Below are 25,037 nucleotides of genomic sequence, written 5' to 3' on the forward strand. Positions count from 1 at the left end.
GGTTGGTGTTACTCGCCACCCGCCACGTTAGGGCCAGACGCAAACCGCCCGTTACGAACATCGTCCAACAAAGGCCCCAGCGTCAACACCATCAGCATAACGGCCAGCGGAACCGTGGCCACGTAGCCATAAGTTTTGAAGCCGACGGCGCCAAGCAGGGCGCCAGTGAAAAAACTGCCGACCAGCAGCGCGTGGATACGCAGCTTGGCCCGGTTAGCCACCACCTTGTTGGCAAGCTGAGAGCGGTTGAAATAGAACACCTTACCCAATTCGATGCCCAGGTCGGTGATCAGCCCGGTGACATGGGTGGTGCGAATTTCGGCGTGGGACACTTTGGTGATGACCGCGTTTTGCAGCCCCATGATGAAGCACAACAACAGCACGGTCACAGGCACCAGCAGATCAGCAAAACGACCGATGGCGGCACCAAACAGGCCAAACACCAGCAGCAGAGCGGCCTCCAGTAACAGCGGGCGCGCAAAAGCGCTGCGCATCTGGCGGCGCTGGCTCCAGTTTACGATCCAGACCGTGGTCATTGACCCCAGTACAAAGGCCAGCACCAGGGCCACGCCGGCTGCTGCCAGCTGAACCTTGCCCAGCACCAGGTTGTCGGCCACCGAAGACACAATGCCCGACATGTGCGAGGTGTACTGCCCCACTGCCAAAAAGCCGCCCGCGTTGGTGGCACCCGCAACCCCGCACAGCGTGCAACCCAGACGCAGATTGGTCTTGGCGCTGCGGTGGGTGTCGGCCCACCAATGGATGCGGTGGCTCACGGTGGTCTTTAGTGAATCCGCATGCCCGGTGTGGCGCCGGGCCATGGGTTGAGGATGTAGATGCCGGGGTTGGCTGCCTCATCGCCGTGGCTGGCGGCCAGAACCATGCCCTCGCTCATGCCAAATTTCATCTTGCGCGGCGCCAGGTTGGCTACCATGACGGTCAGCTGGCCCACCAGTTGCGCGGGTTGGTACATGCTGGCAATGCCGCTGAATACGTTGCGGGTTTTGGGTTGGCCGGCCTCGTCCTTTTCGCCCACGTCCAGGGTCAGGCGCAATAGTTTGGTAGAGCCTTCCACCGCTTCGCAATTCACAATTTTGGCAATGCGCAGGTCGATTTTGGCAAAGTCGTCAATGCTGATGGTGGGCGCCAGCGCCTCGCCGCCGGGGGCGTTGGGGTCCACCGGGGTAGCGGGGGTTACCTTCTTTGCTCTGGCTTTAGGAGCGGACTGTGTAGATTCTGCGAGGGCTGGAGGCTCTTTTGGTTCAAAGAGTGCATCCAGCTGCTCGGGTATGACGCGCTGCATCAGGTGCTGGTAAGGCTGAATAGCGGCCACGTCACCCGCCACAGTCCACTGCTGCATGCTGATACCGACAAATTTTTCCACGGCTGCGGCCAGAGACGGCAGTATGGGAGCCAAGTAACGGGTCAGCACCGCAAAGGTGTTGATAAGCACCGAGCACACCTGGTGCAGGGCTTCGTTGTTGGCTGTGTCTTTGGCCAGGTCCCAGGGTTTGTTCTGGTCCACATAGGCGTTGACCTTGTCGGCCAGCGCCATGATCTCGCGGGTGGCTTTGCCGAACTCGCGAGTTTCGTACATTTGGGCCAGCGCGGGGGCTGCTTCGCGGATTTCATGCAGCAGGGCGCTCCCTGACACGCCAAACTGATGGGTGAGTTTGCCGTCAAAACGCTTGGTCAGGAAGCCTGCGGCACGCGAAGCTATGTTCACGTACTTGCCAATCAAATCGCTGTTCACCCAAGCATGAAATCGTCCGCATTGAAGTCAATGTCTTCATTGCGTGCCGACAACTTGGCGGCCAGGTAATAGCGCAGCCATTCGGCGTTCATGCCCAGGCTCAGGTACTTGAGCGGGTCCAGGCCGGTGCCACGGCTCTTGCTCATTTTCTCGCCGTTGTTCACGGTCAAAAAGCCGTGCACAAACACGTTGTTGGGCGTCTTGCGGCCGCTGAACTTTAACGTGGCGGGCCAGAACAGGGTGTGGAAGGTAACGATGTCTTTGCCAATAAAGTGGTACTGCTCCAGCGCCGGGTTGGCCATGTAGTCGTCGTAGCTCTGACCGCGCTTGTTGACGAGCAGGTCTTTCAGGCTGGCCAGGTAGCCAATGGGCGCGTCCAGCCATACATAAAAATATTTGCCCGGCGCATCGGGAATTTCAATGCCAAAGTAAGGCGCATCGCGGCAGATATCCCAGTCGCCCAGGCCTTCACTTTGGGTGCCGTCCGGGTTGGTGCGCACGCTGAACCATTCTTTGACCTTGTTGGCCACTTCCGGCTGCAGCCGGGGCTTGCCGCTTTCGTCGTTGCCTTGTGTCCACTCTTGCAAAAACTCCACACAGCGTGGGTCCGACAGTTTGAAGAAGAAATGCTCAGAGTTCTTGAGCACCGGCGTGGCGCCCGACAGGGCCGAAAACGGTTTGATCAAGTCGGTGGGGGCATACACCGCACCGCACACTTCGCAGTTGTCGCCGTACTGGTCTTGGGCGTGGCACTTGGGGCATTCGCCTTTGATGTAGCGGTCGGGCAGGAACATATTTTTCTCGGGGTCGAAAAACTGTTCAATGGTGCGTGTCTCAATCAGCGAACCATCGGCGTTGTCGCGCAAGTCGCGGTAAATCTGGCGCGCCAGCGCGTGGTTCTCGGGTGAGTCGGTGCTGCTCCAGTTGTCAAAACTGATGTGAAAGCCGTCCAAGTACTGCGTGCGGCCAGCCGCAATGTCAGCCACAAATTGTTGTGGCGTTTGACCGGCCTTTTCGGCCGCAATCATGATGGGCGCACCGTGGGTGTCGTCGGCACAACAAAATCCACCGCGTTGCCCATCATGCGCTGGTAGCGCACCCAGATGTCGGCCTGGATGTACTCCATGATGTGGCCGATGTGGAATTTGCCGTTGGCGTAAGGCAGGGCGGTGGTGACGAAGAGTTGGCGTGACATGGGAACGAGACTTTCAGGAGACAGTCAGAGATTTTAGTCGTGTGGCCTCAATACACGGTAACTCACCGCACCGTGGGGCACATGCACCCCGTAAGTTTGGTGAAATCTACATGCCGTAACTTCAAGTTACTTCGGTAGGAGTATTCGAACAGATTCCCGCATTGGATTAGGCAGTTGCGTAAGCTACCTTCAAAGCCGTATTATTTTTTAAACCACTAGGAGACGATATGTCGAAAATGGCAAATGGACTGGTAGCTGTCGCTTTAATGGCGGCAACCGTTGCGCAAGCTGACTATGTGAGTGGATATCTGGGGCAGCGAGATGCAATGTATATGTACGGCATGAATGTGACCCAGCGGGTCTCCAAGGAATTTTGGGGAATCAATTGTGACGTATTTCAAGTGGTATTCAAAATGGATACGGGTAGTACCGATTTCAGGTACGTGCAGACCAATTCATCAGCAGTTGCCAACACCTTGAGTGCGCGGACCTGGTTCCCAGACACGATTTTTTCATATCAGAGCCCTTTTGCATACAACCTGTCCAATACGGCGACGTACAAGGTATACGGTTTTGAGTCAGGCGTTTACAACGGCAATGCCAGCATTGGCCGCGGCACCTTCTTTGCGTATTGCTTTTCTACCAACCCAAATGCTTATGTATTTTTGTGGGACGGCGAGTCTTGCCGTATTAAATACTCTAACGGATCCAGTGTGGCCTCCGTTTGCATGTAATCCGTCTTGAATTATTCTTTCCAGCTGAGGTGTAGTTGAAGTGTCAGCGCAACCGCAACGGGTCTTTGCGCCGGTCTTGCCGCGCTGCGGGCAGGGCATCCTGCGGTGGGGCAATGGCCTTGGGGTCGCACCAGCTAAAAAAGGCGCAGACCTCGGCGCGCTGTCGCTGTGTGTCGGCATACCCCAGACCCATCAGCTCGCGGGTATAGCCGGATTCAAACAACAGGTAGCTGGCCAGGGCCGACCCTTTGACGTCAGCTTTGCGTGAAGACACTCCTACTCCGCCGAGCATGGTGCGCACCCCGTGGGGCAGGGTGTCAATGTGTTTGCTGGCCACTACGTCCAGTCGCTCGCTGGGAGAGATGACCAGCAGTTCCAGTGGGCGCAGGGCGCTGGTCTGGCGCAAGGCTTCGGGCACCAGGTTGATGGTGTGGTTGATGCGCCGGGCACGCTCCACGTCCACCGCCAGCGCGTCCAGGAATATGTTGGACAGGGCATGGCCGGCAATCTGTGCAATGGAGGGGTAGGCGTTGCTGCTCAGTGCGTTGACCTCATTCTTGGGCTCGTGCATGCGCCCAGCCCCCACCACCAAAATGCGTTCGGCCCCCAGGTGGATGGCGGGTGAACAGGGCGCCGACTGGCGCATGGATCCGTCACCAAAGTACTCGTCGTGGCCATTGATATGCAATTGTGTGGCGGGAAACACGAACGGAATGGCGCTGGATGCCAGCAAGTGCGCATGGGTGATCTTGTCGCGCACCGACTGGCGCTGGCTGCGCACCCAGGGCATCAGGCGCTTATCCGCCTCGAAAAACGTGACGTGTTCGCCCGAGCTGTAGCTCGATGCCGTAACCGCCAGCGCCTGCATGTGCCCTTGGCTGATCAGCTCCGGCAGGCGTTCCAAGGGCACCAGGCGCTGCAGCAATTCTGCCAGCGGCGAATTGTCCAGTAGCGAGCGCGGTTTGACCCGACGCCACTTAGCCAGCACCCATCCCAGGGATAGAAGTGTCAGCCACTTTGCGCCTGAGCGCAGCATATCCAGGTGCCCGGCGCGGTAGACCTGGTCGGCGTGAAAACCCCGCCAGGTGGCAGCAATCATGCGTACTGTGGCGTCAAAATTATCGGCACCACAGGCCAGCGCAGAGGCGTTGATGGCGCCGGCCGAGGTACCCGTGATGATGGGGAATGGGTTGGGTTCATTGCCGGCTCCGCATTCCAGCCGGATGTCGGCAATGGCTTCCAGTACACCCACCTGGTAGGCCGCGCGGGCCCCGCCACCGGTAAGCAAAAGTCCGGCAGGATGGGGGTGGGAAATGGCCTCGGACATACAACCATTATCGGGTGCGGTACTGAGTTGTAAACGTACTGTCTGTCTGAACGTGACGGGGGTAAACCCGTGCAGCGAGAAGGGTTCGGTAGACTATACCGATATTCAGGAGAATTTGAATGACTGTGACAGTGCAAGCGATCAACGAAGCGGTGGGGCACATAATCGATCCCAACACCGGCAAAGACTTTGTGTCCACCAAGGCCATGAAAAATATCAATGTGTCGGGTGACGATGTGGCCTTCGATGTGGAGCTCGGCTACCCTGCCAAAAGCCAGTTTGCCGATCTGCGCAAAGCCCTGATTGCAGCGGTCAAGGCCCTACCCGGTGTGGGCAATGTGTCGGTCAATATCAGTTCCCGCATCGTGGCCCATTCGGTGCAGCGCGGAGTGCAACTTCTGCCAGGCGTCAAGAATATTGTGGGGGTGGCCTCTGGCAAGGGCGGCGTGGGCAAGAGCACCACTGCGGCCAACCTGGCGCTGGCCTTGGCTGCAGAAGGCGCCAGGGTGGGACTGCTGGATGCCGACATTTACGGACCCAGCCTGCCCATGATGATGGGTATTGAAGGCCGCCCCGAGTCGACCGATGGCAAGACCATGGAGGCGATGGAAAACTACGGCGTGCAAGTCATGTCCATTGGTTTTCTGGTGGCACAAGACGAGGCTATGGTTTGGCGCGGCCCAATGGCCACACAGGCGCTGGAGCAGTTGCTGCGCCAGACCAACTGGAAGGATCTGGACTACCTGGTGGTGGACATGCCCCCCGGCACTGGCGACATTCAGCTCACCCTGAGCCAGCGCGTGCCCATGACCGGTGCGGTCATCGTCACTACGCCGCAGGACATTGCCCTGCTGGACGCCAAGAAAGGCATCAAGATGTTCGAAAAGGTGGGCGTGCCGATTCTGGGCATCGTCGAGAACATGGCGGTGCACGTGTGCAGCAACTGTGGCCATGTGGAACACATCTTTGGTGAAGATGGTGGCAGGAAGATGGCTGCTGAATACAACATGGACTATTTGGGTGCGTTGCCCCTGAATATGCAGATCCGCCTGCAGGCCGACAGTGGCAAGCCCACCGTGGTGGCTGATCCCGACGGCGAGATTGCCGGCATTTACAAGGCCATGGCTCGGAAGGTGGCGGTATCCATTGCGGCGCGCAACAAGGACTTTTCCAGCAAGTTCCCCACTATCACCATCAGCAAGAACACTTGATGATGCAATCACTTACCGCGTACGCCCACTGTCCTCCATGTTGAAGTTATTCCTTGCCAGCCTTGCGCTGGTCGCCTGCACGGGCGCACACGCATTCAAGCTTTACTCCGAACACGCCATCCTTGTCAGCGATGAAACTGGCCAAATTTTGTTTGAAAAGGGCGCTGACGCCGCTGTGCCGATCGCCTCGTTGACCAAGTTGATGACCGCCATGGTGGTGCTGGATAGTCGGCCTGCCATGAACGAGGTGTTGGCCATTGACGAATCGGATGTGGATGAACTCAAGCACAGCAAGTCACACGTGCCAGTGGGCGCCAAACTGACCCGCCACGACGTGCTGCGCTTGGCCCTGATGTCGTCAGACAACCGCGCTGCAGCCGCCCTGGCCCGTACCTACCACGGTGGCCCACAAGCCTTTTTGGGTGCGGTGCATGCCAAGCTGAAGATGCTGGGCATGACTAACACCGTCATCAAGGAACCGTCGGGCCTGTCACCGGAGAACACCTCTACCGCCGCTGACCTGGCCAAGTTGGCGCAAGCCGCATCGCATTACCCCGAGATTGCAGACATCACCACCAACGCGTCAGATGTGGTGCGCATGAATGGCCGCAATGTGGTGTTCCACAACACCAACCGGCTGGTGGGTGCGCGCGGTTGGGACATTTTGCTGTCCAAGACCGGCTTTACCAATGAGGCCGGGCGCTGCCTGATCATGCGCATCAAACAAGCGGGTAAAAGCGCTACTTTGGTGTTGCTCAATGCGTCGGGTAACGCTTCGCGCCAAGCCGATGCCTTAAGTCTGCGCCGTTTGATTGGCGGCAATCTCTCGGCCAAGCGCATTTCCATTCGCTAGGGGCCAGCAGCCTGCGCGCATGAGACCCCATGCGTCGTGGGGACCGTGCGGATGCGCTAAGGTAGGGCCATGACCATTTCTTTCTGGAGCCTGGGCTGGCGCACCCTGTGGCGCGATCTGCGCTCGGGCGATTTGCGCCTCTTGATCATCGCCGTGACTCTGGCCGTGGCGGCCCTGACCGCCGTGGGGTTCTTTGCCGACCGGCTCAAGGGAGGCTTGGCCCGCGATGCGCGCCAACTTCTTGGCGGTGATGCCGTGGTGTCCAGCGACAACCCGCCGCCGCCAGCGTTTGTGGACAAGGCGCGCAGCCTGGGGCTGGCGGTGGTGTCCACCGCCGGTTTCCCCACCATGGCCCGCGCCAGTGATGCGCAGGGTGGTGCCGCCAAGCTGGTAGCGCTCAAGGTAGTGGAGCCGGGTTACCCGCTGCGTGGTGCCTTGCGTGTGGCCAGTGCGCCTGATTCGCCTGACGCCCTCACCCGGGCCATTCCAGAGCCTGGCCAAGCTTGGGTGGACGCTTCCCTGCTCGAGACTCTGGGTGTTGCTATGGGTGACGCCTTGTTGTTGGGCGAATCACGCCTGACCATAGCCAAAATTATCGTAGTGGAGCCGGACCGGGGCGCTGGCTTTATGAGCTTTGCACCACGCGTAATGATCAACACCCGCGACCTTGCCGCCACCCAACTCATACAACCCGCCAGCCGCGTGACCTACCGCATGGCGGTGGCTGGTGAAGATAAACCAGTGGAAGGCTTTGTGGCCTGGGCCGATACGCAAGTCAAAGAGTCCAGTACCAACGGCTTGCGCGGCATTCGCGTGGAATCGCTGCAAAGCGGGCGCCCCGAGATGAGCCAGACGTTGGACCGCGCTGACAAGTTCCTCAGCCTGGTGGCCCTGCTGGCTGCCCTGCTCAGTGCCGTGGCTGTGGCGCTTTCGGCGCGCGCTTTTGCGGCCAGCCACCTGGATGACTGCGCCATGCTGCGCGTGCTGGGCTTGAGCCAACGCACCATTGCAGCCGGCTATGCCTACGAGTTCACGCTGGTGGGTTGCTTTGCCAGCGCGTTGGGGGTGTTGCTGGGCTATTGCGTGCACTATCTGTTTGTTTTGCTGCTGGCAGGTCTGGTGGATGCGGCGCTGCCAGGAGCCACCATCTGGCCGGTGCTGTTGGGCCTGGGCATGGGGCTGACCTTGCTGTTGGCCTTTGGCCTGCCGCCGGTGTTGCAACTGGCCAGCGTGCCACCGCTGCGCGTGATTCGCCGCGATGTGGGCAACCTCAAGCCCGCCTCGCTGGGTGTGCTGGCTGTGGGTGTACTCGGCTTTGCCGCCCTGTTGCTGGCCGCTAGTAGTGACATCAAGTTGGGCCTGATTGCGGTGGGGGGGTTCGCTGCTGCGGTGGTGGTGTTTGCAGCCCTGAGCTGGTTGGCCGTCAAGGCACTGCGCTGGAGTGTGAACGAGGCTACCGCACCACGCTGGCTGGTGTTGGCCACGCGGCAGATGTCGGCACGGCCCGCCTACACCGTGGTGCAGGTCAGTGCGCTGGCCGTAGGCCTGCTGGCTCTGGTGCTGCTGGTGCTGCTGCGCACCGACCTGATCAGCAGTTGGCGTCGCGCTACGCCGCCCGATGCGCCAAATCGCTTTGTCATCAATGTCATGCCAGAGCAGTCAGACGCGTTTCAAAAAATGCTCAAAGGTGCCGGGGTGGAGCGCTTTGACTGGTATCCCATGATCCGCGGCCGACTGGTGGCGGTGAATGGTCGTACCGTTACTCCGGACGATTTTGTGGATGATCGCGCCAAGCGGCTGGTGGATCGCGAGTTCAACGTCTCTTTCAACGCTACGCTGCCGCAGAAGAATGAAGTGGTTGGCGGGCAATGGAAATCCGAAGAATTAGGTGCCATCAGCATGGAGGAGGGTATTGCCAAAACCCTGAACCTGCACGTGGGTGATACGCTGCGTTTTGACATGGGTGGTATGCAGACTGAATCCAAAATTACCTCGCTGCGCAAGGTGGATTGGGGCTCGATGCGGGCCAACTTCTTTGTCATGTACCCGGTGAGCCGCCTGGACAACGTACCCACCACCTACATGGGCGCCTTCAAGGCCCCGGCCAGCAAAGGGTTTGACAACGCCCTGGTGCATCAGTTTCCCAACGTGACCAATGTGGATATGACCACCACTATTGCCCAGGTGCAGCGTGTGCTGGAGCAAGTCATCAGCGCGGTGGAATTCCTGTTTGGCTTCACCCTGGCCGCCGGGCTGGTGGTGTTGTTCGCCGCCGTAACCGCCACGCGGGAGGAGCGCGCCCGCGAGTACGCCATCATGCGGGCGGTGGGTGCGCGCGGCAGCCTGTTGCGCCAAGTGCAGCGCGCCGAGCTGGCTGGCGTGGGTGTGTTGGCGGGCTTTCTGGCGTCTATTGTGGCGGCTGCCGTCGGTTGGGCGCTGGCGCGCTATGTGTTCGAGTTTGAGTGGACGGTATCCCTGTGGGTGCCGCTGCTGGGTGCTCTTGCTGGGGCGCTGCTGGCGCTGGCAGCCGGGTGGTGGGGCCTGCGCGAGGTGCTGCAGCGCCCGGTCATGGAAACGCTGCGCCAGGCGGCAAGCTGAATGCTGTAGCCGAATGTAAGAATATTTGCATTGCGTAGGCGCTCGTATTAAAAAGCCACTTTCCTTGTTTGGAACTTGGCAACGTGGAACCTTTCGACAAAGCACACACACTGGAACAGGATCTGGCGCACCTGGCAAGAGACGTTGAGCGCCTGCGGGATGCGCTGGTCCTTTTTTCGCTGGCCGTATCCGATCTGCAGTTTGAATCCGACTTTGCTTCCCGCGAACGCATCAGCCAGGTTACCGACACATTGCTGGAACGCATCAAGTCGGGTTGAGAGGCCGTGTTCGTCGCTGCGCGTATTGACGTAGCGCAAAGCAATAACATACCCATTGGGGTATATTGGAGGAACTTGAAGGCCTAACACGGACCTTCGCGCTTTAAAACGGAAAAGGACCCCTATGAGCACCTTTGACCATGTCGGTCTGATCAAGGACATCAATACCAATCTGGCCCCCTTGCGCAAGACCCAACCCGAGGCCCTGCAGGCCTTTGGCCAGCTGGCCACTGCCGCCATGAAGGAAGGTACGATCAGTGCCAAGAACAAGGAACTCATTGCATTGGCCATTGGCATCACCCAGCATTGCTCGGGATGCATTGGCTTTCATGTCAAAGCGCTGCACAAGCTGCAATGCTCCCGCACCGAACTGGATGAAATGCTGGCTGTGTGCGTTTACATGGGCGGTGGCCCGGCCCTGATGTACACCGCCGAGGCCATCAAGGCCTGGGACGAAATGGCACCACAATGAACAGCCCCCACCAATCGCCCACGCGCCGCTTGGTGTTGTTGGCCGCTTCCCTGTCACTGTGCGCTAGGGGGATGGCGCAAACTGCACCGGACGCCGACTCGGTGACTCTGGATGAAGCCCGTAAAGAAGTTGATAGCGGCAAAGCCACGCTCTTTGACGTGCGCGAACCCCAGGAAACAGCCGACGGCGTCGCTCCCGGTGCGAAGCTGTTGCCGCTACGCCAATTGGCGGCGCGCTTCTCGGAAATTCCGAACGACCCCAAGCGTCCAATACTGTTGATTTGCCGCACCCAGAACCGATCCTCTGCCACGTTCAAGTTTCTGCGCGAGAAGGGTTACACCAACGTGCGTTTCGTGCAGGGGGGCATGAGTGAATGGGTACGCCAAGGGTTGCAGCTGGTTAAGCCCTGACCATGCGCAGAGACGCTACTCAGTTGCAGTAGGCTAAGTGGGGCTGTACACACAGGTGGATGCCCTTACACTGGCGCGCACCGTGCCGACCGTGCACGCCCGCCGACAAGGAGCCATTCATGCATGCAACCGCCGCCCCTACTGCCGCCCTGGCTCCCGCGTGGGCCGTGTGGTTGCGCAAGGTCACCAGCTGGTTGTCGCAAGACTGTGGTGGTGGCCCTCGGCCCTGGAAGCTGGCCTGGGTCGTCAACTTCCAGAAGTGTGGCACCTTTGTATTTTTGGGTGCGCTCATGGCCTGGTACGGCAATACCTCGGTGGGGGCCTGGGTCTACCTGGCCCTGCATGGCACATACGGGTTGGTGTGGTTGCTCAAGGACATGGCATTTCCTGATCCTAACTGGCAGAAGCGTGTCACCGTGTTGGGGGGCATCAACGCCTTTGTGTTTGTGCTGGGACCGTACTGGGCGTTTGGTTGGCTGCTGATTTCTGGCACTGTGCATCCGGTGTACCCCTTGCCGGATGCGGCCTGGTACTGCCTGTGCATTTCGCTGTGCATGTTCGGCTCGGTACTGATGATTGCGGCCGATGCACAAAAATTCTTCACCCTGCGCATTCAGCGTGGCCTGATCACCGACGGTGTGCATGCCTATGTGCGCCACCCCAACTACGCCGGAGAAATGCTGATTTACGCCAGCCTGGCCCTGCTGGTGTGGCATTGGTTTCCAGTGCTGGTGCTGGCTTGGGTGTGGCTGTGCGTCTTTGCGCCCAACATGGCGCTAAAAGAAGCCAGTATGTCGCGTTACCCGCAGTGGGCGTCTTACCGCAAACGCAGTTGGTGGTTGATTCCGTTGGTGTTCTAGGATGAAGTCTCCGGTGATAAAGAGGGGATCCGCGGAACCTGCACCCGATTGAAATGCTTTAGAAAATCCAAAATTTTGCGGGTAACTTCCGGCAAATCATCAAACGACTCGTGTGACCCGTTGCACTCCAGCAAAGTGACATCAGCCTGCGCACGGTTTTGCCACAACCAGCGCGCGTCCTCAATCGGCACGGTGTGGTCTTGCAGCCCATGCACCATCAAAGAGGGACATTGGCAATGGGCCATAGTGTGGATGGGCGCAATGACGTTGAATCGGGCAGCAATTACACTTTCCACGTACCTGTTGACCAGCCACCCCAGCGGCCAGTAGGGCACGCGGCGGGCAGCCAACCAGCGGCGCATCACTTGATCGGGGTTGGCAAATGCGGACACACTGACAACCGTGTGTAGGTCGTGCCTGCCCGCCGCAGGAATGCGTACCGACTGCGCGGTCAAACCCAAATCGGCGGGCTGCAACCCTTCCAGGGTGGCTTGCGGAGCCAGGCCGTGGTGCAATATCGCGCATGCGACCAAGAGCAGCGCAAACAACACTCCGCCCAGGCCTAGCCAGAACCACGGGGTTGTAGAGTTCACTGGTCATGCGCAGTAGACAAGCTTTCTAAACAGTTATCGGTACTTGCGCAAATACACACCTTCAAAATAGCGCTTGGCCCAGTGAAATAGGCGCGACGATGGCAGGATGATCTGGCGTGTGGGACTGCGAAACACCAGCGTACCGTGGTCGATCGCGTCAATGATACAAATGAGCTCGACCTTGAAGGTGGCCGTAGGCGTCTGGCCGCGCAAGCCGGCCAACACGTTCTGCGCCGCAGCAGCGGCTTGCAGGTCGGCCATGTGGGCTTGCTTGGGCATCCAGTCGGGGCCGGGGAAGCTGCCCGAATCGCCCACCACATACACCTGCTGCGCGCCCTCAACACGGCACTGCGCATCGGCCTTGAGTAGCCCGCCGGGCGAGCGTGCCAGTTCGGTTTGGTCAAACCACAGGTTGCCAGTCATGCCGGGCATAAAAAGAATGAGGTTGGCGGTAAAAGCACCGCCTTCGGTTACCACTTGATCTGCTTCCAAGCGCACCATCTTGTGGCCCAGATGCGTGCGAATATTGCGCCGCGCCATGTCGGCCAGCAAATGCTTCACGGCTTTTGGCCCTAGTCGGTTACCTGGCTGGGTGGATGGGTTAAAAAACACCAGCTCGAATTTGTCGCGCCGCCCTTCCCGTTTAAGTTGTTCATCAATACCGAACAGAAACTCAAACATCGGTCCACCGCGCACCGCGCTGGGCTCGTTTGGGTTGCCGCCAAAACCCACGGCAATGGTCCCGCCTTGCATGTCGCGCAGCCGATCACGGATTTTTTCCGCCGCCGCAATGCCTTCGCAGGGCGTAATGGCATGCTCAATGCCCGGCAGCTTTTTGATGAATCGCCCGCCGCTGGCAATTACCAGGGCGTCGTTGCGCACATCACCTTCGGTGGTATTGACTACCCGGCCGCCATCGGCAAGACCAGTGACTTCGGCTGCCATGTGCTGCACGTTCATGCGGGTAAAAAAGTTGGTCAGTGGCACCACCAGTTGCTCACGCGTGCGCAGGCCGCTGGGTATCCAGATGATGCCAGGCAGGTAGTGCAACTCAGCGCGCGGCGAAATCAAAGTGATGCGGACGTGTGGATCGCGTTGACGGATTTCCCGCACGCTGGATAGCGCGCCAAAGCCGGCGCCAATGATGATGATGTGTGATGGATTGTTCATATGGATTAACGCAGTGCTAGGTGACGGCAACACAAAACCAAATTGCCCGGCGTGAGCGGGGCATTGCGCACCAAGGCGGTTGGTTCAAGAAAACGTCGGTTAATCATCATGGTCAACCGACTCGCTTACCTTAATTAAAAGACGGTAAAGGAGCCAATTGTCAGGGCTAGACGATAGCCTTGTCCTGGCGATGTCCGTCGGGCCGCGCTAAAGCTTAGCCCCGCGCGTCAGCATCGATCCAGACGCCACCGCAACCATTGCCCTTGGCCTGGTACATGGCGGCATCCGCTTGATTCAGACAGGCATCAGCGCTGGCCAGTGGGTCGCGCAAGATCACCACCCCAAGGCTGACGCCGCACGCGTATCGCTGCGCTGCGGCATCGCCACCGAGATCAAAGTCAATTGCCAGCGCCTGCATGACCTTGTCGGCCGCCGTGCGGGCGTGGCGCATGGCCAACTGGTCATCGGCGTCCACATCTTCCATGAGTATGGTGAACTCGTCACCACCCAAGCGCGCTACCGTGTCGACGCCGCGTACACATGCAGTCAAGCGCTGTGCGACCTGCTGCAACAGCAAGTCGCCCGCTGAGTGCCCTCGTTGGTCATTGAGCGCCTTAAAGCGGTCCAGATCCAGAAACATCAGTACGGCACACTGGCCGGTACGTGCCATGCCGAATAGGGCTTGTTGAAGGCGATCCATGAACAGACGGCGATTGGCCAGGCCGGTGAGTACATCCTGAAACGCCATTTGCCGGATCAACTCTTCGGACTCACGGCGTCGGGTCACGTCCCTGCCAACACCACGGTAGCCTGCAAAGCCACCCTCTGTGTTGAACACCGGTTCGCCACTGATCGCATGCCACAACAGGCGCTTGCTATCGAGTTGAATCGGCATCTCAAACTCATAAAACGCCTCATGCGCGTCCAATAATGCCTGGTAGGTGACCCACTGCGACGCGTTCAGCGCGATTTGCGGTAGTTGCTGGCGCGTTTTGCCAAGCACTTCTTGGCTAAGACCAAGGTTTACGCTCCGACTCCCGATGTCCAAGCGCACAAAGCGACCCACCACATCCAGCTCCCAATACCAGTCAGATGACAGATCTGTCATAGCCCGAAAGCGGTCTTCACTGGCGTGAAGATCCAGTTGGCGCTGGTATTCGTCAGTGATTTCCTGCACCGTGCCCTCAAAGTAGCGCAGCACACCCTGCGCATCACACACCTGATGGGCGTGCTCACGCACCCAAATGCGTTCGCGCGTCTTGTGACGGTAAACCTCGGAGACAAAATCTACTACCTGCCCCTGGTCACTGAGCAACTGGGTGAACTGCTTGCGGCGTTGTGGATCGCAGTACCACTCTGTGGCAATGTCACCAATGTTGGCCAGCATCTCAGCTTCAGCGCGGTAGCCGTTGAGTGCGACCAGTGCCGCATTGGCGCGCAACTGGTGCCCCGCGTAACTGGAACGGTAAGCACCAATGGGAAGCCGCTCAAACAGTGTCTGAAAAGTGTCTGTATCCAAAATGGCGGCTCCTGAGCTCCTTGCGCAGCATTTGGTTTTTCATCGCCAGCCGGGTCAAACCGCCCGCTCGTCCAAGCCTAGAGGGATCCAGCGTAGAAACTCAAGTATCTCACCAAAAAACAGACGGTTTGATGAATATCTTGGCGGTCAGGACGTGCTGGTCGCCAATCCTGTTGATGACCTCAAATGCGTGAACCATGGGAGCCCAAGTTCCCACGTCGCCATCGGTACAGCGTGTTGCGGCTGATACCCAACAGGCGGGCCGCTTCGGACAGGTTGCCATCGCATTGCTCCACGGTGCGTTCAATGGTCTGATGTGACAGGGTGCGCAGGTCGGGTGTGGTGCCTTCATCGACAGTACCCATTGGGACACCTGCCGTGTCCGCGCAGGGTTTGATAGTTTGCAAAAGGTCGTCGGGAAGGTGCGCCCAGCCAATGGTGTCGTCATCGTCGTCGAGCAAGGCACAGGCGGTGCGCAAAGCGTTGGACAATTGGCGCATATTTCCGGGCCAGCGGTAGTGGTGCAGGGCTTGTCGCACGTCGGGCGCAATGGCAATGCCGCGCCCTGGCGCCAGGGCCATCAGTTCCTGCTCCATCAAGGCACCAAGGTCGCTGCGCTCACGCAGGGGCGGCAGGCGCAGGGTCAGGCCGTTGAGCCGGTAGTACAGGTCTTCTCGGAAGCGCCCGGCCTGCATCTCGGTGGGTAGGTCGCGGTGGGTGGCGCATACCAGGCAGAAGTCCACCGGCACCGGCTTGCCACCACCCAGCGGCACCACTACGCGTTCTTGCAATACGCGCAGTAAGCGCGCCTGCAAGGGCAGGGGCATGTCGCCAATTTCGTCCAAAAACAAAGTGCCGCCATGGGCCTCGCGGATGCGTCCGGGGGCGCCTTCGCGCCGTGCGCCGGTGAAGGCGCCGCCCTGATAGCCAAAAAGTTCGGCTTCGATCAGGTTCTCGGGCAGGGCCGCACAGTTGACGGCCACAAAGGCTTGTTCACCTCGCGGGCCACTGCGGTGCGCCGCGCGCGCAAAAACTTCCTTCCCCACGCCGGACTCGCCTTGCAAGAGGATGGCAATGGGCTTGCCCATGAGCTTGCGCGCGCGGGTGATGGCTGAGCAGAAAACGCTGTCGCCCGTATCCAGTGCAGCCAGGGCGTCCTGCGGCTTCACGGTGGTTACGGTTTGTGTAGCCGGCTGCGCCTGCAGGGTCTGGGTCTGAAGCATCAGGCGGGCCGCCTCCACCCGCACCCACACAGCGTGACCCAGGCGGGTGTGCACGACGTGTGGAGAGTTGGAGGCACGCCGGCCCCAATCCAGTAACTGGGTCATTGTCTCGGCCAGTACTGCGCTTACCGACGTGTGGCTCAGGCTTTGCCAATCCAGGCCCAGCAGTTCCAGGGCGGTGGCGTTGGCACCGGCCAATTGACCAACTTCCGTAACGGCCAGCAGGCCTTCAGCCACGGTGCCGATGCCCTCGGGTTGTATGTGAAAGCGCAGGCGCAGTCCACACCACTGCCGTGGATCGTGGCGGGTGTCAAACAAGCGGTGTTCGATCATGCGGGCTGCCGAGCGCACCAGAGCCAGGGTGTGGCGGTGGTAGCCGCGGTGGTCGCCCGATACATCCAGCGCACCCAATATGTGACCCTTGGGGTCGTAGATGGGTACTGCCGCGCAGGTCAAAAAGCTGTTGCGTTCCAGGTAGTGCTCCTCGGCATGAACCACCACGGCCCGCGCATCAACCAGTGCTGTGCCGATGGCGTTGGTTCCACGAAATTGCTCCTGCCAGGTGGCACCTACGCGCAGTGCCACGCGCTCGGCGCGGCCCATGAATTGGGGGTCGCCCATTGTGTGCAGCAGCATGCCGTCGGCCCCGGCTAGGATGCTCATGCTGTCGCTGCCCAGGGTCTGTTCGTGCAAAAACTCCATCACCGGGCGGGCATGGGCCACAAGCTCGCGCTGGCGATCCAACTCGCGTGCCAACTGGGCACCCGAGGCGTTGGGCGCTCCCGGCATACGGCCCATGGGTTGCAGGCCGTGTTGCCAGCAGCGCAGCCAGGAGCGGGCCAGTTCGCTCTGAATCACGTTGACCGGAACGCGCCCATTGTTGACCAGTAGGCGGCGGGCTTCTCGCAGGCGGGTCGCGGGCGCACGCTCCTGCAGGGCTAGGGTGTACATCATGGCCTTTGTCTCCTGTTGAGGCTAGCGGGATGGGTGCGCCATCTCCAGTTCAGCGGCCCAGGCCGGGTCCGCATGAGACGCATTGTGCGGCAGTACAAAAGGCTGTTTGACCCGTAATGGTTGATCAGTTGTACCGTTTTGGCACATTCTGTGCCCCACGCTGTAGCAGTTGTGACAGTTTAGGGGTACCCCGAACCCTCTTTGAGGGGCGCCATGCGCCGTTTGAGGCTTTTTTTGGTTGAAGTGCCACTGTGGCACACACGGTGCAATCAGGACCGTCTGAAACCGTTGCGCCATGGGGTGGGCGGATTCGCATTTCACCATCAACTATCTGGAGACAACACCATGCTGTACACAGCCCCCGGCGCCGCTGGCGCCAAGATCGCCTACAAGGCGCAATATAACAACTTCATCGGCGGCAAGTTTGTCGCCCCGGTCAAAGGCCAGTACTTTGACGTGGTCAGCCCGATCAATGGCAAGGTCTACACCCAAGCTGCCCGCTCAACTGCCGAAGACATCGACCTGGCACTGGATGCTGCCCACGCCGCTGCCGACGCCTGGGGCAAGACCGATGCCGCCACGCGCAGCAACATCCTATTGAAAATTGCCGATCGCATTGAGCAAAACCTGGAGCTGCTGGCTTATGCTGAAACCGTGGACAACGGCAAGGCCATCCGCGAAACGCTCAACGCCGACATACCGCTTACCGTGGACCACTTTCGCTACTTTGCCGGTTGTGTACGGGCGCAAGAAGGCGCACTGTCCAACATCGACGAGAACACCGTCGCGTACCACATCCAGGAACCACTGGGCGTGGTCGGGCAGATCATTCCGTGGAACTTTCCTATTCTGATGGCAGCCTGGAAACTAGCCCCGGCCATTGGGGCAGGCAACTGTGTGGTGCTCAAGCCCGCTGAATCCACCCCCATCAGCATTTTGATTTTGGCCGAGCTGATTGCCGACATCCTGCCACCGGGCGTGCTGAACATCGTCAATGGTTTTGGCCGTGAAGCTGGCATGCCATTGGCTAGTAGCAAGCGCATCGCCAAGATTGCTTTCACGGGCTCTACATCGACAGGCCGCGTGATTGCACAGGCCGCTGCCAACAACCTGATTCCCGCCACGCTGGAACTCGGTGGCAAGAGCCCCAACGTGTTCTTTGCCGACATCATGGACAGGGACGATGCGTTCCTTGACAAAGCCATTGAAGGCTTGGTGTTGTTTGCCTTCAATCAAGGTGAGGTCTGCACCTGCCCATCGCGCGCGCTGATTCAGGAAAGCATCTACGACAAGTTCATGGAACGTGTGTTGAAGCGTGTTGCTGCCATTAAGCACCAGAACCCGCTGGACACCGACAGCATGATGGGTGCGCAGGCCAGTAAAGAGCAGTTGACCAAGATTTTGTCGTACCTGGACCTGGGTAAGCAAGAAGGTGCCGAAGTGCTCATCGGCGGTGGCCAGGCCCACCTGGGCGGCGATCTGGAAGGCGGCTACTACGTGCAGCCCACGCTGTTTAAGGGCCATAACAAGATGCGCATCTTCCAGGAAGAAATTTTCGGCCCCGTGTTGGCTGTGACCACTTTCAAGGACGAAGCGGAAGCACTGGCCATTGCCAATGACACGCTCTACGGCCTGGGCGCCGGTGTGTGGAGTCGCAACGGCAACGTGGCCTACCGCATGGGCCGCGCCATCAAAGCTGGCCGGGTGTGGACCAACTGCTACCACGCCTACCCCGCGCACGCCGCGTTTGGTGGCTACAAAGAGTCGGGCATTGGCCGTGAAACCCACAAGATGATGTTGGACCACTACCAGCAGACCAAGAACCTCTTGGTAAGCTACAGCGAAAACAAGCTGGGCTTCTTCTAACCCGCGCAATAGCCGGCTGGGCCTCCCCCCTCATACTGGGGTACCAGAAATCGGGGGGATGCCCAACCGACTACCGCGCTACGGTAACGTCACACCAACGCAGTAACCCAACGGGGCGGCCACCGATTTCTGGTACTCCAGCATGAGGTGGGCGCCCCGTTGGGTTGCTGCGTTGCGACCACCAACAGCGCAACACTAGACGGTCTGACAAACGAGGAGACAAGCATGGTTGAAAAAGTCATCGCCACCGACGCAGCGCTGTCCCTGGTCCGCGAACTGCAGGCCCAGCACGGCCCGGAGCTGATGTTCCACCAATCCGGTGGCTGCTGTGATAACAGCGCCGCCAACTGCTACCTGCCCGGCGAAATCACCATGGGGGCGGGCGATGTCTACCTGGGTCACATTGGCGGCTGCCCGTTCTATATCGGCAAAGCACAGTACCAATACTGGAAACACACCCAGCTAATCATTGACGTGATTGAAGGCCACGGCGGCACCTTCTCTCTGGAAGGTTCAACCGGCAAGGCTTTCCATACCCGTTCACGGGTCTTCACTCCACAGGAGCTGGCTGAACTTGAGCAGGAAGGCGTAGGCTAGCCCAACGGAAATCGTTAGGCTCCCCGCGCAGGCTGCAGCAGCACCACTAGCGCACCCGCACCACCCTGGGCTGGTGGCGCCTGCACAAAGGCCACCACCTCCGTGCGCTGCACCAGCCAGCGGTGCACCTTGTCCTTGAGTACCGGCGTCTTGCCGGGCGAGCCCAGGCCCTTTCCGGTGACTACACGCACACAGCGAATGCCCTGACGATGGGCCTCGCGCATAAAGGTGCCCAGTGCCTCACGCGCGTCGTCGGTGCGCAGGCCGTGCAGATCGATCTGGCGCTGAATGCTCCATTGACCACGGCGCAGTTTGTTGGCCACATCCGGCCCCACACCAGGGCGGCGAAAGCTCAGACGCTCGTCGGTGTCGAGCAGCGTAGTGATGTCCACCTCGTCGCTGATGGACTCTATAAAAGCAGCGGCTTCGTCCAGTTGGCGCTGTTTGGGGGTGGGTGAGGGCGGCGACGGTTGGAGGTTGGCGGTGCCATGTGCCGGTAGGCGCTGCACGGCGCCCACCGCCGCCTGGAACAGGCTGCGCTGCTCGCGGGTGCGTTTGGCTTCCAGTGCCCGTTGCGCGGCTGCCTGTGCTTCGTGCTCGGCCTGGGCCGCGATTTCCCTCTTGACCTGTTTGAGGTCGGCCAACGAGCCCACCTTGAAGGGCTGTGGCTTCACAGCAGTCCTTGTTCGGCCATGGATAGCGCCTGGCCCGGCCCGACAATGATGTGGTCCAGCACCCGCACATCCAGCAGGGCCAAGGCGGCCTTGAGCGTTTGGGTCAACGCCTCGTCGGCACGGCTGGGTTGTACCGTACCGCTGGGGTGATTGTGCGCCAGCACCATGGCGCTGGCCTGGTGGTGCAGCGCACGCAGCGCCACTTCACGCGGGTACACCGATGTTTGCGTCAACGTTCCCCTGAACATTTCCTCCATCGCCAGCAAACGGTTCTGGGCATCCAGAAAAATCACCGCAAACACTTCGTAGCTGCGCGCCGCCAGGTGCAGTTGCAGGTAGTGTTTGATGGTGCCGGGGTCGGCAAACACCGTGCGCTCTTTGAGTTGCTGGGCCATGGCGCGCCGGGCCAGCTCCAATACGGCAACAATCTCGGCCCGTTTGGCGGGGCCCAGGCCCTTGACCCGATTGAGATCGTCGGTACTGGCATGGAGCAGGCCTGAAATACCGTCAAAGCCCTCGTCGGTGTTGCCTGAGTCGCTATCTTTTTTGATGTGCAACAGCTCATCCGCCATTTGCAAAACGCCCTTGCCCTTGATGCCGGTGCGCAGCAAGATGGCTAGCAACTCGGTGTCGGACAGGGCTTGTGGGCCACGTGCCAGCAGCTTTTCACGTGGGCGTGCATCGGGTGGCAGGTGGTGCAGTGGCATGACTTGGTCGGACGCAGCCCAAGGGATTGGCTGGCTTTCTATATTGGAGGGCAGTGTATCGAGAGTTTTTTTGGCCCCGGGAATCCCGTGGGACATTGGTTCAATGGGGGGCATTGTCGAGCAAGCGGCGTACCAGTCATACCGGATTTTTGATTAAATTGACAACTGGTAGTCAATTTGACATAATTCGACAACACATTGTCAAACTATGTCAAACACCTTCCCTGATCTCGACTCCCTATCCCGCCTGAGCCTGCTCGTTTTTCGGGCGCAGCGCGCGCTGAACCTGGAGGGCGACCAGATTACCGCAACGTGGGGCCTGACCAGCGCCAAGTGGAAGGTGCTAGGCGCAGTGGATTTGGCCAGCAAGCCTTTGTCGGCGGCGGCTATCGGTCGTGCCATGGGCCTGACCCGGCAAGCAGCTTTGAAGCAAACAGACCAACTACTCGCCATGGGCTTGCTCAGTCAGCAGGTCAACCCCAACGACACGCGGGCACCGGTCTACAGCCTGAGTCCGACCGGGCAGCGTGCCTATGACGGCATCAGCGCCGCGTGGCGTGCGCGGAGCGCCATCTTGGCCAGCGTCATTGCGCCATCCGCGCTGGAAGTCACGAGCCAGGTCCTTTCCACTCTGCTGGCCCAAATGGAGTCTGGTACCCCGCAGCCAGTGTAAGAAAGCACCCATGAGAAAGCACCTATGAAAAAAATAGTCCACCCCATTGCCGCAACCGTTGCCATGTTGTGTATAGGCAGTTTTTGGCTGTCCAGTCTGGTCTCTGAGCTTTTTTTGTCGCGAGAAGCCATCGTGCTGGTCAAACACACCATTTTGCAAGCCATGTGGGTCATGATTCCGGCCATGGCAGCTACCGGTGGTAGCGGCTTTGCGCTATCGGGCTTGCGCAAAGGCAACTTGTTGGCAGGTAAGGGGAAGCGCATGCAGGTCATTGCAGCCAATGGCATCTTGATCCTTTTGCCCTGCGCCTTTTACCTCTATGGCAAGGCCGCTGCGGGTGAAATCGATGCGATTTTTTATACGCTGCAAATGGTGGAGTTGGTTGCAGGTGCCGCCAACTTCAGCTTGATGGCGCTGAATTTTCGTGACGGGCTGAAGCTCACAGGGCGCCTGCGGCGCAAGGGCTAGGCTGGCTTTCTACAATAGAGGGCAGTTTATAGGGACATTTATGACCGCCACGCCCACCCGGGTTCAACCCGGCTCCTTTCTCACCCTGCATTACCGCATGAGCGGCCCTGCCGGTGAGGTTATCAGCACATTCGACGGCAAGCCGTCCACCCTGACCCTGGGCAATGGCGAATTGGCGCCCGCCGTGGAGGCTTGCCTGGTGGGTCTGGAAGAAGGCACCCGCACCACCTTTGATCTGCCCGCCGGTGCGGCCTTTGGTGAGCGTAATCCGGCCATGCAGCAGTGGCTGGCCCGTAAAGAACTCACCGACATGGGTGACCCCAATGAGCAATACAACGTGGGCGACGTGGTGCAATTCCCCACTCCCGATGGCCAGGGCCAATTTGCCGGCGTGGTGGTGCAGGTGGCCGAGGGGCGCGGCGTGCTGTTCGACTTCAACCACCCGCTGGCTGGCCAGCCGGTGAGCTTTGAAGTGCAGGTGATTGGCATCTTATGACCAGCGAAATCCTTCTTGCGGAGCCACGCGGATTTTGTGCCGGTGTGGACCGCGCTATCGAGATTGTTGAAAAAGCCCTGGAAAAGTTTGGCCGCCCCATCTATGTGCGCCACGAAATCGTGCACAACACCTACGTGGTCGAGAACCTCAAAAGCCGTGGCGCCATCTTCATTGAAGAGCTCGACGACGTGCCACCCGGTGCCACGCTGGTGTTCTCGGCCCACGGCGTGAGCCAGGCCATTCAAAAAGAAGCGGCACGGCGGGGCTTTCGGATTTTTGATGCCACTTGCCCGCTGGTGAGCAAGGTCCATGTGGAAGTGGCCAAGCTCAATAAGGAAGGGTATGAGTTCATCATGATTGGCCACAAGGGCCACCCCGAGGTGGAGGGCACCATGGGCCAGCTCGACAGCGGTATCCATTTGGTGGAAGACGTGGCCGACGTGGCGCGCATCCAGCCCGGACAAACCGAGAAGCTGGCGCTGGTCACACAGACCACGCTCAGTGTGGACGACGCCGCCGAGATTACCGCCGCCGTGCGCGCACGCTTTCCCCATGTGCAGACACCCAAGCAACAGGACATTTGCTACGCCACGCAGAACCGCCAGGACGCGGTCAAGCTCATGAGCCCGCAGGTGGACATCATGATTGTGGTGGGCAGCCCCACCAGCTCCAACAGCAACCGCCTGGCCGAACTGGCCCGGAAGCTGGGCGTGAGCGCCTACATGGTGGACTCGGCCAGCGAATTGCAGACGCAGTGGTTTGAAGGCAAGAGCCGCGTTGGCCTGACCGCGGGTGCGTCTGCTCCCGAGGTGCTGGTCACTGCCGTGATCGACCGCATCAAGGCGCTGGGTGCGGTGTCGGTGCGCAAGATGGACGGCATTGAAGAAACCGTGAAGTTCCCGCTGCCCAAGGGCCTACGGCTGGACGCCTGACCGCGTACCACGGTACTATTACTTTGATAGCTGCTTACGTAATAAGCTAGAGGGCTAGAGGCCTATTTGTTACTGAAACTCGCGGGACAGACCGCAGCCGTGTAGCGGCAAGCTCTGTCCTCAACTGAATAGAGAAAACACCATGCTAGACATTACCCTGTTGCGCAAAGACCTGGCCCACGTCGTCGCCCGCCTGGAAACCCGCAAGAGCCCGCAGGCTTTCCTGAACGTGGAGACTTTCACCGCGCTGGAGTCCGAACGCAAAACCTTGCAAATGCGCACCGAAGAGCTGCAAAGCAAGCGCAACAGCGTGTCCAAGCAGATTGGTATGCTCAAGGGCAAAGGCCAGCACGCTGAGGCCGATGCGGCCATGGCCGAAGTGGCAGGTCTAAAGGCCGAGTTGGACGCCTCTGCCACCCGCCTAGACGCCATCCAGGCGGACATGCAAACCCTGTTGTTGGCGCTACCCAACCTGCCGCACGAGAGCGTGCCGGTGGGTGCGGACGAGCACGGCAATGTTGAAGTGCGCCGCTGGGGTACGCCCGCAGCCATGGCCTTTGAAATCAAAGACCATGTGGACGTTGGTATGCCACTGGGGCTGGACTTTGAGATGGGCGTAAAGCTCTCGGGCTCGCGCTTCACGGTCATGAAAGGCCCGGTGGCGCGTCTGCACCGTGCCTTGAGCCAATTCATGCTGGACGTGCAGACGCAAGAGCACGGCTACACGGAGTGCTATGTGCCCTACGCGGTCAACGGGGATTCGCTCAAAGGCACCGGTCAGTTGCCCAAGTTTGAAGGAGACCTGTTTGCGGCCAAGAAGGGCGGGCAAGAGGGCGAGGCCCAGCCGGACCACACGGCGTTGTACCTCATTCCCACCAGTGAAGTGCCGCTAACCAACTTTGTGCGCGACGTCGTGATGCCCGAAAGTGATTTGCCGATCAAGCTGACCGCGCATACGCCGTGCTTTCGCTCGGAAGCCGGCAGCGCGGGGCGCGACACCCGTGGCCTCATCCGACAGCACCAATTTGACAAGGTGGAGATGGTGCAAATCGTGCATCCCGACCACAGCTACGAAGCACTGGAGCAAATGACCGGCCATGCCGAAGCCATCCTGCAAAAGCTGGGCCTGCCGTACCGGGTGATGAGCCTGTGCACCGGCGATATGGGCTTTGGCGCCAGCAAGACCTACGACCTGGAGGTGTGGCTGCCCGCGCAAAACACGTTCCGCGAGATCAGCTCGGTCTCAAACTGCGAAGCCTTCCAGTCCCGTCGGCTGCAGGCACGTTACAAAAATACCCAGGGCAAGAACGAGTTGGTGCACACCCTGAACGGCTCCGGACTGGCCGTGGGCCGCACCCTGGTGGCCGTGCTGGAGAATTACCAGAATGCTGATGGTTCGGTGACGATCCCCGAAGCCCTGCGTCCGTACCTGGGCGGTTTGGAGACCCTGCGAGCCTGATAGAATTCAGGCCTT

At 59.8% G+C, this 25,037-nt stretch carries 23 protein-coding genes and 1 pseudogene; 15 read left to right on the forward strand and 9 right to left on the reverse strand.

Annotated features, from left to right (window positions below; all coding sequences use genetic code 11):
* Positions 1-8 precede the first annotated feature (8 nt).
* Both IPI80_RS20980 and metG read right to left on the reverse strand, forming a co-directional pair.
* Positions 9-821 carry a YoaK family protein gene (locus IPI80_RS20980; RefSeq protein WP_413863327.1) on the reverse strand — a complete coding sequence of 271 codons (813 nt, stop codon included), beginning with the start codon at positions 819-821 and terminating at the stop codon, positions 9-11.
* A pseudogene (metG, locus tag IPI80_RS20985) lies at positions 785-2,948 on the reverse strand (methionine--tRNA ligase). Before metG ends, IPI80_RS20980 begins: the two are co-directional and overlap by 37 nt.
* Positions 2,949-3,175: 227 nt before the next feature.
* Between metG and IPI80_RS20990 the strand changes: the two are divergent.
* Positions 3,176-3,682 (forward strand): hypothetical protein, encoded by a 507-nt coding sequence (locus IPI80_RS20990; RefSeq protein WP_413863330.1) that lies wholly within the window; start codon positions 3,176-3,178, stop codon positions 3,680-3,682.
* A gap of 43 nt (positions 3,683-3,725) precedes the next feature.
* Here the strand turns inward: IPI80_RS20990 and IPI80_RS20995 are convergent, their stop codons facing one another.
* A complete protein-coding gene (locus IPI80_RS20995) occupies positions 3,726-5,009 on the reverse strand; it encodes a patatin-like phospholipase family protein (RefSeq protein WP_413863333.1) in 1,284 nt (427 codons plus the stop codon).
* A gap of 119 nt (positions 5,010-5,128) precedes the next feature.
* On the opposite strand from IPI80_RS20995, the gene apbC reads away from it, so the two are divergent.
* The 7 genes from apbC (at position 5,129) to IPI80_RS21030 (ending at position 11,691) form a co-directional block, all read left to right on the forward strand.
* On the forward strand, positions 5,129-6,220 hold the full coding sequence (gene apbC, locus IPI80_RS21000) for an iron-sulfur cluster carrier protein ApbC (protein ID WP_413863336.1): 1,092 nt from the start codon (positions 5,129-5,131) through the stop codon (positions 6,218-6,220).
* Positions 6,221-6,257: 37 nt separating this feature from the next.
* Complete coding sequence (locus IPI80_RS21005) at positions 6,258-7,073, forward strand: serine hydrolase (RefSeq protein WP_413863339.1); 816 nt, start codon at positions 6,258-6,260, stop codon at positions 7,071-7,073.
* A gap of 69 nt (positions 7,074-7,142) precedes the next feature.
* The gene (locus tag IPI80_RS21010; RefSeq protein ID WP_413863342.1) at positions 7,143-9,671 is read left to right on the forward strand and encodes an ABC transporter permease; all 2,529 of its coding nucleotides are present in this window, start codon (positions 7,143-7,145) and stop codon (positions 9,669-9,671) included.
* An 83-nt stretch (positions 9,672-9,754) separates the two neighbouring features.
* Positions 9,755-9,949 carry a hypothetical protein gene (locus IPI80_RS21015; RefSeq protein WP_413863345.1) on the forward strand — a complete coding sequence of 65 codons (195 nt, stop codon included), beginning with the start codon at positions 9,755-9,757 and terminating at the stop codon, positions 9,947-9,949.
* Positions 9,950-10,073: 124 nt separating this feature from the next.
* Positions 10,074-10,421 (forward strand): carboxymuconolactone decarboxylase family protein, encoded by a 348-nt coding sequence (locus tag IPI80_RS21020; RefSeq protein WP_413863348.1) that lies wholly within the window; start codon positions 10,074-10,076, stop codon positions 10,419-10,421.
* Complete coding sequence (locus tag IPI80_RS21025) at positions 10,418-10,831, forward strand: rhodanese-like domain-containing protein (RefSeq protein ID WP_413863351.1); 414 nt, start codon at positions 10,418-10,420, stop codon at positions 10,829-10,831. The genes IPI80_RS21020 and IPI80_RS21025 overlap by 4 nt, the downstream gene beginning before the upstream one ends.
* Before the next feature lie 119 nt (positions 10,832-10,950).
* Positions 10,951-11,691 carry a methyltransferase family protein gene (locus IPI80_RS21030; RefSeq protein ID WP_413863353.1) on the forward strand — a complete coding sequence of 247 codons (741 nt, stop codon included), beginning with the start codon at positions 10,951-10,953 and terminating at the stop codon, positions 11,689-11,691.
* Here IPI80_RS21030 and IPI80_RS21035 read toward each other — a convergent pair.
* The 4 genes from IPI80_RS21035 to IPI80_RS21050 all read right to left on the reverse strand — a co-directional run bounded on the left by IPI80_RS21035 (position 11,688) and on the right by IPI80_RS21050 (position 17,150).
* A complete protein-coding gene (locus IPI80_RS21035; RefSeq protein WP_413863356.1) occupies positions 11,688-12,284 on the reverse strand; it encodes an alpha/beta hydrolase family protein in 597 nt (198 codons plus the stop codon). The genes IPI80_RS21030 and IPI80_RS21035 overlap by 4 nt on opposite strands.
* Before the next feature lie 33 nt (positions 12,285-12,317).
* Positions 12,318-13,454 (reverse strand): NAD(P)/FAD-dependent oxidoreductase, encoded by a 1,137-nt coding sequence (locus tag IPI80_RS21040; protein ID WP_413863359.1) that lies wholly within the window; start codon positions 13,452-13,454, stop codon positions 12,318-12,320.
* Positions 13,455-13,668: 214 nt separating this feature from the next.
* Entirely contained in the window at positions 13,669-14,973 is a 1,305-nt protein-coding gene (locus IPI80_RS21045; RefSeq protein WP_413863362.1) for a diguanylate cyclase domain-containing protein, read from the reverse strand.
* Between the two features lie 182 nt (positions 14,974-15,155).
* The gene (locus tag IPI80_RS21050) at positions 15,156-17,150 is read right to left on the reverse strand and encodes a sigma-54-dependent Fis family transcriptional regulator (RefSeq protein ID WP_413863366.1); all 1,995 of its coding nucleotides are present in this window, start codon (positions 17,148-17,150) and stop codon (positions 15,156-15,158) included.
* 345 nt (positions 17,151-17,495) lie between these two features.
* Between IPI80_RS21050 and IPI80_RS21055 the strand changes: the two genes are divergently transcribed.
* Together IPI80_RS21055 and IPI80_RS21060 are read left to right on the forward strand one after the other, a co-directional pair.
* Positions 17,496-19,016, forward strand: coding sequence for an aldehyde dehydrogenase family protein (locus tag IPI80_RS21055; RefSeq protein ID WP_413863369.1), 1,521 nt, complete (start codon positions 17,496-17,498; stop codon positions 19,014-19,016).
* 225 nt (positions 19,017-19,241) lie between these two features.
* Complete coding sequence (locus IPI80_RS21060; RefSeq protein WP_413863372.1) at positions 19,242-19,613, forward strand: DUF779 domain-containing protein; 372 nt, start codon at positions 19,242-19,244, stop codon at positions 19,611-19,613.
* A gap of 14 nt (positions 19,614-19,627) precedes the next feature.
* Here the strand turns inward: IPI80_RS21060 and IPI80_RS21065 are convergent, their stop codons facing one another.
* Complete coding sequence (locus tag IPI80_RS21065) at positions 19,628-20,287, reverse strand: Smr/MutS family protein (RefSeq protein ID WP_413863375.1); 660 nt, start codon at positions 20,285-20,287, stop codon at positions 19,628-19,630.
* On the reverse strand, positions 20,284-20,994 hold the full coding sequence (radC, locus tag IPI80_RS21070; RefSeq protein ID WP_413863378.1) for a RadC family protein: 711 nt from the start codon (positions 20,992-20,994) through the stop codon (positions 20,284-20,286). Before radC ends, IPI80_RS21065 begins: the two co-directional genes overlap by 4 nt.
* A gap of 208 nt (positions 20,995-21,202) precedes the next feature.
* Here radC and IPI80_RS21075 point away from each other — a divergent pair, with 208 nt between their 5' ends.
* From IPI80_RS21075 to serS, 5 genes are all read left to right on the forward strand, one after another.
* Entirely contained in the window at positions 21,203-21,667 is a 465-nt protein-coding gene (locus IPI80_RS21075; protein ID WP_413863381.1) for a MarR family winged helix-turn-helix transcriptional regulator, read from the forward strand.
* A 24-nt stretch (positions 21,668-21,691) separates the two neighbouring features.
* Positions 21,692-22,135: a hypothetical protein gene (locus IPI80_RS21080; protein WP_413863384.1), complete on the forward strand. Its 444-nt coding sequence runs from the start codon at positions 21,692-21,694 to the stop codon at positions 22,133-22,135.
* A 40-nt stretch (positions 22,136-22,175) separates the two neighbouring features.
* Positions 22,176-22,631, forward strand: a complete 456-nt coding sequence (locus IPI80_RS21085) for an FKBP-type peptidyl-prolyl cis-trans isomerase (RefSeq protein WP_413863387.1) — start codon at positions 22,176-22,178, stop codon at positions 22,629-22,631.
* Positions 22,628-23,563: a 4-hydroxy-3-methylbut-2-enyl diphosphate reductase gene (gene ispH, locus IPI80_RS21090; RefSeq protein ID WP_413863390.1), complete on the forward strand. Its 936-nt coding sequence runs from the start codon at positions 22,628-22,630 to the stop codon at positions 23,561-23,563. The genes IPI80_RS21085 and ispH overlap by 4 nt, the downstream gene beginning before the upstream one ends.
* A 142-nt stretch (positions 23,564-23,705) precedes the next feature.
* Positions 23,706-25,022 (forward strand): serine--tRNA ligase, encoded by a 1,317-nt coding sequence (gene serS, locus IPI80_RS21095; protein ID WP_413863393.1) that lies wholly within the window; start codon positions 23,706-23,708, stop codon positions 25,020-25,022.
* The last annotated feature ends 15 nt before the right edge of the window (positions 25,023-25,037 follow it).

Origin of the sequence: Candidatus Aalborgicola defluviihabitans, from assembly GCF_016705985.1 — a bacterium.
GTDB classification, from domain to species: Bacteria; Pseudomonadota; Gammaproteobacteria; order Burkholderiales; family Burkholderiaceae_C; genus Allorhodoferax; species Allorhodoferax defluviihabitans.

Coding starts and splice junctions, on each gene's coding strand:
- IPI80_RS21055 (WP_413863369.1), top strand. CDS start 17,496: ATGCTGTACACAGCCCCCGGCGCCGCTGGCGCCAAGATCGCCTACAAG.
- IPI80_RS21025 (WP_413863351.1), top strand. CDS start 10,418: ATGAACAGCCCCCACCAATCGCCCACGCGCCGCTTGGTGTTGTTGGCC.
- serS (WP_413863393.1), top strand. CDS start 23,706: ATGCTAGACATTACCCTGTTGCGCAAAGACCTGGCCCACGTCGTCGCC.
- IPI80_RS21040 (WP_413863359.1), bottom strand. CDS start 13,454: ATGAACAATCCATCACACATCATCATCATTGGCGCCGGCTTTGGCGCG.
- IPI80_RS20990 (WP_413863330.1), top strand. CDS start 3,176: ATGTCGAAAATGGCAAATGGACTGGTAGCTGTCGCTTTAATGGCGGCA.
- ispH (WP_413863390.1), top strand. CDS start 22,628: ATGACCAGCGAAATCCTTCTTGCGGAGCCACGCGGATTTTGTGCCGGT.
- IPI80_RS21010 (WP_413863342.1), top strand. CDS start 7,143: ATGACCATTTCTTTCTGGAGCCTGGGCTGGCGCACCCTGTGGCGCGAT.
- IPI80_RS21060 (WP_413863372.1), top strand. CDS start 19,242: ATGGTTGAAAAAGTCATCGCCACCGACGCAGCGCTGTCCCTGGTCCGC.
- IPI80_RS21005 (WP_413863339.1), top strand. CDS start 6,258: ATGTTGAAGTTATTCCTTGCCAGCCTTGCGCTGGTCGCCTGCACGGGC.
- radC (WP_413863378.1), bottom strand. CDS start 20,994: ATGCCACTGCACCACCTGCCACCCGATGCACGCCCACGTGAAAAGCTG.
- apbC (WP_413863336.1), top strand. CDS start 5,129: ATGACTGTGACAGTGCAAGCGATCAACGAAGCGGTGGGGCACATAATC.
- IPI80_RS21050 (WP_413863366.1), bottom strand. CDS start 17,150: ATGATGTACACCCTAGCCCTGCAGGAGCGTGCGCCCGCGACCCGCCTG.
- IPI80_RS21080 (WP_413863384.1), top strand. CDS start 21,692: ATGAAAAAAATAGTCCACCCCATTGCCGCAACCGTTGCCATGTTGTGT.
- IPI80_RS20995 (WP_413863333.1), bottom strand. CDS start 5,009: ATGTCCGAGGCCATTTCCCACCCCCATCCTGCCGGACTTTTGCTTACC.
- IPI80_RS20980 (WP_413863327.1), bottom strand. CDS start 821: ATGGCCCGGCGCCACACCGGGCATGCGGATTCACTAAAGACCACCGTG.
- IPI80_RS21085 (WP_413863387.1), top strand. CDS start 22,176: ATGACCGCCACGCCCACCCGGGTTCAACCCGGCTCCTTTCTCACCCTG.
- IPI80_RS21030 (WP_413863353.1), top strand. CDS start 10,951: ATGCATGCAACCGCCGCCCCTACTGCCGCCCTGGCTCCCGCGTGGGCC.
- IPI80_RS21020 (WP_413863348.1), top strand. CDS start 10,074: ATGAGCACCTTTGACCATGTCGGTCTGATCAAGGACATCAATACCAAT.
- IPI80_RS21075 (WP_413863381.1), top strand. CDS start 21,203: ATGTCAAACACCTTCCCTGATCTCGACTCCCTATCCCGCCTGAGCCTG.